We start from the raw sequence: 1261 nt of genomic DNA, 5'->3' as shown, positions 1-1261 counted from the left end.
CAGCAGCCAAAAAACGTCGTAGACAGAAAGGGCCAGGGTGTCCGGAGCCCTGCGACGGCCGCCCTGGACCCCACAGCCGGCCGCGCCAGCGGACGCCCGATTGGGATGCGAGCCCTGCGAGCATGCCAGTGACTTGGGCTCCCCCGGATCCGCCCTACCGGGCCCCGCCCCCTGGCTGGCCGGCGTCGGGCCCATGTCGCCTGCGGCGCTTCCCCGGAAATGGCGGTCCGCCGCAGGCGACCACAGCGGTACCCGGCAACCGGCGGCGGACCGCCCGCGGCGGCCGGCCCACACAGGGACCGGCTACCGTGTGCCTTTACTCGCGGCGGTCGTGCAGCGGCACGGCCCCGTAGAAGTCGATGCCGGTCCGGAACCGTGAGTCGCTACTGAAAATGAACGTGCCGCCGAACATGTACCAGACAGAGGGTTCGTCCTCCGTCGGCAGGGGTTCGGCGTGATAGATCGCCCCGTTCGCGTGCTCCCGCCTGATGATCCGGACGGCGGGCCGCTCGGCGGTGGCTTCAAAGATGGGGTCGATGCCGGGGCCGACGACGGTGACTTCCGTTGCCGTGGCCGAGATTCCCCGGTTGGAAAAGTCGATGCCCAGGGCGTCACGGTAGATCAGGGCGGTGAGGCCCTTCAACGGTGTCGGGTTGTCGTTCATGGTCGTATCTCCTGTCGGGGTGCTGGGTGCCGGTGCGGCCCACGGGGTTCCATGGGCCGCACCGGCAGGGGGTGGCTAGTCTGCGAAGACGGAATAGGGTTCGCGGTAGCGGCTGGGCAGTTCCGCGGCCGCCACGGGTAGGTCGAGCGGGCCGTGGGCCTGCCCACTGGTCCAGTAGAAGAAGGCGTGTTCGGTGATCGCGTCCCACTGCGCCCGCTTGGTGCGGTAGTAGCTGGTCTTCACGTCCCCCTCGCAGTAGGTCGCGACGCCGAACAGGTTCCCGATCCGGTCAGCGGTCCGGATCCCGGCGACCATGACGTAGGGCCAGTTGCCGAGGTCCCAGCCGTCACAGCCCCAGCTGGGGATCACGGCCCAGCCGTGTTCGCCGATAAGTTCCATCCAGTCGTACCCGTCGTTCATGTGGTAGTCCCGAAGCACAGGGGCGTCGTGGATCACCTCGCCGGTGTCCTTTGTGGTCACGGTCGCGGTAGCGATTGCGTTCATGGTTGTGTGTCCTTTTCCGAGGATGTGGTGGGCGGGGAGCGGTCGGTGACCGGCCAGCGTCCCCTTCTCCCCCCGTTGTTTTTTGGCTGCTGG

The 1261-nt window shown here is 68.0% G+C and carries 2 protein-coding genes; both read right to left on the bottom strand.

Going from position 1 to position 1261, the window contains the following annotated elements; translation table 11 throughout:
- Nucleotides 1–316 precede the first annotated feature (316 nt).
- Nucleotides 317–664: a hypothetical protein gene (locus tag ABD243_RS07225; RefSeq protein WP_344363792.1), complete on the bottom strand. Its 348-nt coding sequence runs from the start codon at nucleotides 662–664 to the stop codon at nucleotides 317–319.
- 75 nt (nucleotides 665–739) lie between these two features.
- The gene (locus ABD243_RS07220) at nucleotides 740–1168 is read right to left on the bottom strand and encodes a hypothetical protein (protein ID WP_344363789.1); all 429 of its coding nucleotides are present in this window, start codon (nucleotides 1166–1168) and stop codon (nucleotides 740–742) included.
- Nucleotides 1169–1261 lie beyond the last annotated feature (93 nt).

The sequence above is a fragment of the Arthrobacter humicola genome (assembly GCF_039531445.1).
Taxonomy (GTDB): domain Bacteria; phylum Actinomycetota; class Actinomycetes; order Actinomycetales; family Micrococcaceae; genus Arthrobacter; species Arthrobacter humicola.
The sequence above is the reverse complement of the archived record's forward strand: the minus strand, read 5'-3'. Positions and strand labels throughout refer to the sequence as shown.